This is a genomic window from Bacillus cereus group sp. BfR-BA-01356 (genome assembly GCF_022663635.1).
GTDB classification, from domain to species: Bacteria; Bacillota; Bacilli; order Bacillales; family Bacillaceae_G; genus Bacillus_A; species Bacillus_A cereus.
Window position 1 is genome coordinate 1 of record NZ_JAKUFX010000215.1, and the last position, 5,052, is coordinate 5,052.

The window sequence follows — 5,052 nt, forward strand, 5'->3', positions numbered from 1 at the left end:
CGAGAGATTCATAAGAAAACGTCATCCTTTCTAGTCTAGCTTTTTTAGAAAGAATAACGTTTTTTTACACTTGGGGGTAGTGAAGATTTTTAAGTTGATGGGCATGGGATCTAGGAACGCATGCACGATAAATATAAAAGCTGTCACAATGATTATCGAAACCCAATACTTTCTTTTTTCTAAAGCTACAATCATATCTTTCCCTGTTTCATCTTTATACTTCCATAGTACGTATAATAGCAATAATAAGCCAACACATGTACTCCCATGTTGCATATATTTATACAATGGAATACTGCGTAATTCAATTTGTAACAATGCTATTTTCATAACGAAATAGCCTGTATTATGAGTAAATGCATCCCAAACAACATGCGTGAGCATACCGAATAATGCAGAATAGCAAAATACAAAGAATTCTTTCCAGGTATGTAGCCCCCACCTCTCATCTATTGCATATGAATAATAACCAGCAAACGGTTTAGGCAAATGCGTTATAAACGGCTTTTTTAAAATGTAATGATATATGTATGCGATTAGAAATACAAGCGGTAAATTTAAATATAAGAACCCAAGCCATGTATGGCCAATAACACCATAGGGTCTAAAGTGCAAAAAATATTCAAAGTCAGGCGCCATACTACCTAATATAAGAGCCGTTACTGAAATATGTTTAGAGTGCTTTTTCGCAAAAGGAAGAACTGCTGCTGGATGTGCAAATGTAAACGGCATACTTTAACTCCTTCTCACATTTTCAATAGAATACCATATATCATAACGAGAGAATGGATCTTCATGCAATATTTATTTTCACATTGGAATATGATAGTTTAAATGATATAATCCACATAAAATATTCAGAAAACAAGAAGGGATTCAGGTGTCATTAACACTTGTATTTGCTGCCTTTTTAAATTCAAAATCCGTTATGAATTGAGGTTTATATATTGATTGACGTACCCTTTTTACAAAATGTCACATTAAAAAAAGAAAATATCCCTAGTTTTTCCGCATATCCTTACTGCTTACCCGCTATTCGAACATTACAATCACTAGCTTTCCATCCAAATGTAACATTCATTATTGGAGAAAACGGAACAGGTAAATCAACATTACTTGAAGGAATTGCAATTGCGTTAGGTTTTAATGCAGAAGGTGGAACGAAGAACTTCCGCTTTAGCACAAACGATTCCCATTCATCTTTACATGAATACCTTCGCATTTCAAAAAGTTTCAATACACCAAACGACGGTTTCTTTCTTCGCGCTGAATCATTTTATAACGTTGCTTCTTATATTGATGAAATAGATGCTGATAGAGAAGCACGTGGGAATCCGGTTATCAACTCTTATGGTGGTATCTCACTACACAAACAATCACACGGTGAATCATTCTTCTCATTATTTATGAACCGTTTTTCAGGACAAGGTTTATACATTTTAGATGAGCCTGAGGCAGCTTTATCACCAATGAGACAACTTTCCATGCTCATTCGAATGCACGAACTAGCTGAACAAGGTTCACAATTTGTTATCGCGACGCATTCTCCTATTTTAATGGCTTATCCTGAATCCACTATATATTCTTTAACACAAGAGGGAATTCACGAATCCACATTAGAAGAAACTGAGCATTACCAAACGACGAAACTTTTCTTTGAAAATCGCGATCGATTATTCCATCATCTATTTGAGTCGTAAAAAAAGAAGCAGCAATAGCTGCTTCTTTTTTATAGTGCTTCTATAAATAAGGCAACCCCGATACCGCCACCGACGCATAAAGAGGCAATTCCTTTTTCTAACCCACGTCTTTTTAATTCGTGAATTAAACTTACTGTAATACGAGCCCCTGTACAACCAATTGGATGCCCAAGTCCTACGCCACTACCGTTTACGTTCACTTTTTCACGGTCTAAGCCTAACTCTTTCTCTACAGCTAAATATTGAGCCGCGAAAGCTTCATTAATTTCAAGTAAATCTGCATCTTCCAATGACCAATCTACTTTTTCTAAACCTTTACGAATTGCTGGTGCTGGTCCAATACCCATAATTTTTGGATCTACTCCAGCTACTGAATATCCAACAATTCTAGCTAACGGTTGTAAACCTTTTTCTTTCGCTTTTTCTTCGCTCATTAATACTAGAACTGCACTCCCGTCATTAAGGCCAGATGCATTTCCAGCAGTCACTGATCCATCTTTACGGAATGCCGGCTTCAATCCAGCTAATTTTTCAGCTGTAATATCTGCACGTGGATGTTCATCCTTCGAAAATACAACTTCTTTTCTACGCTCTTTTATTGTAATAGGAACAATTTGATCGTCAAAGTATCCAGACTCGATTGCCTTCAGTGCCAATGTATGACTGCGAAGAGCAACTTCATCTTGTTCCTCTCTTGTAATTTCATATTGTTCAACTAAATTTTCCGCTGTTTCACCCATCATAATATGGTGAATCGGATCTTCTAACACTTCCCACACCGTATCACGAATTTCTCCGTGCTGTAGACGTTGTCCCCAGCGGTGCTGTTTCAATGCATAAGGGCTCGAACTCATCGCTTCTACCCCACCTGCAACAACAACATCACTTACACCTAATTGGATTTGCATTGCAGCTGACATAATTGCTTGCATACCTGAAGAACATTGACGTTGGATTGTATATCCCGTAACTGTGTCAGGAAATCCTGCCGCTAATGCAGCTGTTCTCGCCGTATTTGCTTCATCAGTTCTTTGAATACAATGACCTAAAATTACTTCATCAACTTCATGTGGTTCTACCCCGCCTCGTTTTACAGCTTCCTGAAGTACAGGAACAGCTAATTCTACTGGCGTTACATTTTTTAGCGCTCCTCCAAAAGTTCCAATTGGCGAACGAACTGCAGCTGTAATAACAACATTATGCATTTTGCACTTGCCCCTCTCTTATGTACCCTAGTCAGTTTTTAGGTGAAATTCCATAAGATGTATATCTATAACTATCATACTATAAACATACTAAAAAATCAAAATATTTAATATAATAAAAATAGAAGGAATTAACCTTCTATTCTGTCAGCGCATATAAAAACTTTTGTAAAATTTTCTCTGTCGTTTCATTCAATTTTGGCAACTTATCTACTGGAAAATATTGAAGTTTTAACCCTTCATGATCGAGCTTTAATTCCCCGCTCACATGATGTGCCTGATACAGATGAATAACATTGAAAATTTCATCGCCATTCGGATAACGGAAATATACTTCTTTTCCAGATAGAACACCAAGAAATTGCATTATTTTTGCAGTTAACCCCGTTTCCTCAAATAACTCTCTACGTGCAGTTTCTTCTGTCGTTTCGCCCAGTTCCATCGCCCCACCAGGTACACCCCAATCATATGTATCTGAACGATATTGAAGCAATACTTCTTGATTATCGTTTAATATAATAATTGCTGATCCTACGAGAATAAGCGGCCTTGTACCAACGACTTTTCGTAACTCTTCAATATACCCCATATGTAAATTCCCCTTTCCCTAACCTCCCTTATCATAACAAAATTTTGCTCTTTTTGTTCATGTAATTTTAAAGAAAAAAAGAAGCTTTCGCCTCCTTTTTTTCACCTTTATTTCTTAAAACTTTCATATTTTACAGCTTCAAAAGCTTCCTCAATTTCATCATTACGATAATGGACATATGTAAAACGCCCCAATTCTACTAATCTTGCTATTTCCTGTAACGCTTTATGCTGCTCATATGTTTCTTTCAGCTTAATATGTACATAAAACTTCATTAACGGATGTTCATATAAAGGTTCTCCCACCTCTACATATACATCTTCCACCCCTTGTACAACTCTTACATAACTCGCAAATTGATAAAGTGCTTCTCTGTCTGAAACGATTTTTAATGTATACATATATTCTCCCCCTTTCCTTTACTATATCAAAAAGATGATCACACTACGTTATAGAACTATGAAATTTTTTCGACTTGTCATCTATATATTCAATAAAGAAGGCGTTTATCCATACATGACATCTTTTTCCCACATATATTATAGGAAGAACTTTTTTCATTTGAGGTGTTCCTTATGGATCCATACGTCAATATATGTATTTGTATTACTCCCGGCGCCGATATTTCTGATGACCGCATCGCAAAAGATTTAGCTGTTGCAGAATCAATTTGGCACCCCATTACATTTCAAATTCAAGAAGTAATTGTATTAAATGAACTTTTCCGTTTTTTTGACCGTGAAATCAGTTATAAAAATTCCATTCAAAGTCAAGAAAAGCTGGCATCCTTTTTCCAAACATGTGTAAATGAAGCTCCTGAATGCGACCTTTATATTTGTTATATTGGCAGTGATTATTTCAAAGAAACAGCAGTAATTGCCTGCGCTTACTCTTTAGCAAAACAGCAACAACTTACAGGATATATCGTTTTAACAAACTCAGCTGCTCCTATGAAAAATATATATACGCTCGCTCACGAAATCGGTCATATCTTATTTACAAGACGTATTCACGGAAAACTTACTCATGCAGATCCTCATTCCCCAACTGGCTCGGAGCACCATCCTTCTCCAACCAATCTTATGTATCCGATAGTCCCTCGTCCAGAAAACGTTCATATTCATTCCTTATTAACAGCAGAACAAAAAGCGCTCTCTTTACAAAGCTCTTTATTACAAAGAAAAAAACAGTAACCCTCATGTTACTGTTTAAAACGACTTATTCCAATCAACAAACCAAATCCCGGCTGCTAGAAATAAAAATAGACAACTAAATGTAAATGTAATCCCTCTAAAAATCCCTATATAATATTTCTTTGGAAATAATTTTTGGTGTATCCAGAGCAGCCCTTTTCCAATAAAACCGAAGAACAGAATATAACCCGATGTGTCATCTAATAAAGTATCGAAATAGTCATCATGTACCTTTTTCAAAAAGGTAGTATAGAGCCCCATGCCCATCAACTTAAGAGTGAGCACAACCTGAGCTTTCGACTCATCGGATCAAAACATTCCTAAAATAAAAGCATACTCTTAAAAATAAGCATCTCAAATAAACC

Annotated in this window: 7 protein-coding genes; 2 read left to right on the forward strand and 5 right to left on the reverse strand. The window is 36.2% G+C overall.

Features of this window, described 5'->3' with window-relative positions:
* Positions 1-30 precede the first annotated feature (30 nt).
* Complete coding sequence (locus MR168_RS32135; protein WP_086412188.1) at positions 31-732, reverse strand: DUF4184 family protein; 702 nt, start codon at positions 730-732, stop codon at positions 31-33.
* 215 nt (positions 733-947) lie between these two features.
* Between MR168_RS32135 and MR168_RS32140 the strand changes: the two genes are divergently transcribed.
* Complete coding sequence (locus tag MR168_RS32140; RefSeq protein WP_000567998.1) at positions 948-1,700, forward strand: AAA family ATPase; 753 nt, start codon at positions 948-950, stop codon at positions 1,698-1,700.
* Between the two features lie 29 nt (positions 1,701-1,729).
* Here MR168_RS32140 and MR168_RS32145 read toward each other — a convergent pair whose 3' ends face one another.
* The 3 genes from MR168_RS32145 to MR168_RS32155 all read right to left on the reverse strand — a co-directional run bounded on the left by MR168_RS32145 (position 1,730) and on the right by MR168_RS32155 (position 3,895).
* Positions 1,730-2,905 carry an acetyl-CoA C-acetyltransferase gene (locus tag MR168_RS32145; RefSeq protein WP_000552078.1) on the reverse strand — a complete coding sequence of 392 codons (1,176 nt, stop codon included), beginning with the start codon at positions 2,903-2,905 and terminating at the stop codon, positions 1,730-1,732.
* 139 nt (positions 2,906-3,044) lie between these two features.
* Positions 3,045-3,494 carry an NUDIX hydrolase gene (locus MR168_RS32150; protein ID WP_000540529.1) on the reverse strand — a complete coding sequence of 150 codons (450 nt, stop codon included), beginning with the start codon at positions 3,492-3,494 and terminating at the stop codon, positions 3,045-3,047.
* Positions 3,495-3,601: 107 nt separating this feature from the next.
* A complete protein-coding gene (locus tag MR168_RS32155; RefSeq protein WP_000288330.1) occupies positions 3,602-3,895 on the reverse strand; it encodes a DUF3928 family protein in 294 nt (97 codons plus the stop codon).
* A gap of 174 nt (positions 3,896-4,069) precedes the next feature.
* Here MR168_RS32155 and MR168_RS32160 point away from each other — a divergent pair, with 174 nt between their 5' ends.
* On the forward strand, positions 4,070-4,687 hold the full coding sequence (locus MR168_RS32160) for an ImmA/IrrE family metallo-endopeptidase (RefSeq protein WP_000371605.1): 618 nt from the start codon (positions 4,070-4,072) through the stop codon (positions 4,685-4,687).
* 15 nt (positions 4,688-4,702) lie between these two features.
* Here the strand turns inward: MR168_RS32160 and MR168_RS32165 are convergent, their stop codons facing one another.
* A complete protein-coding gene (locus tag MR168_RS32165; RefSeq protein WP_242291749.1) occupies positions 4,703-4,954 on the reverse strand; it encodes a DNA-binding protein in 252 nt (83 codons plus the stop codon).
* Positions 4,955-5,052: the final 98 nt, after the last annotated feature.

Coding starts and splice junctions, on each gene's coding strand:
- MR168_RS32135 (WP_086412188.1), bottom strand. CDS start 732: ATGCCGTTTACATTTGCACATCCAGCAGCAGTTCTTCCTTTTGCGAAA.
- MR168_RS32165 (WP_242291749.1), bottom strand. CDS start 4,954: ATGGGCATGGGGCTCTATACTACCTTTTTGAAAAAGGTACATGATGAC.
- MR168_RS32160 (WP_000371605.1), top strand. CDS start 4,070: ATGGATCCATACGTCAATATATGTATTTGTATTACTCCCGGCGCCGAT.
- MR168_RS32145 (WP_000552078.1), bottom strand. CDS start 2,905: ATGCATAATGTTGTTATTACAGCTGCAGTTCGTTCGCCAATTGGAACT.
- MR168_RS32150 (WP_000540529.1), bottom strand. CDS start 3,494: ATGGGGTATATTGAAGAGTTACGAAAAGTCGTTGGTACAAGGCCGCTT.
- MR168_RS32155 (WP_000288330.1), bottom strand. CDS start 3,895: ATGTATACATTAAAAATCGTTTCAGACAGAGAAGCACTTTATCAATTT.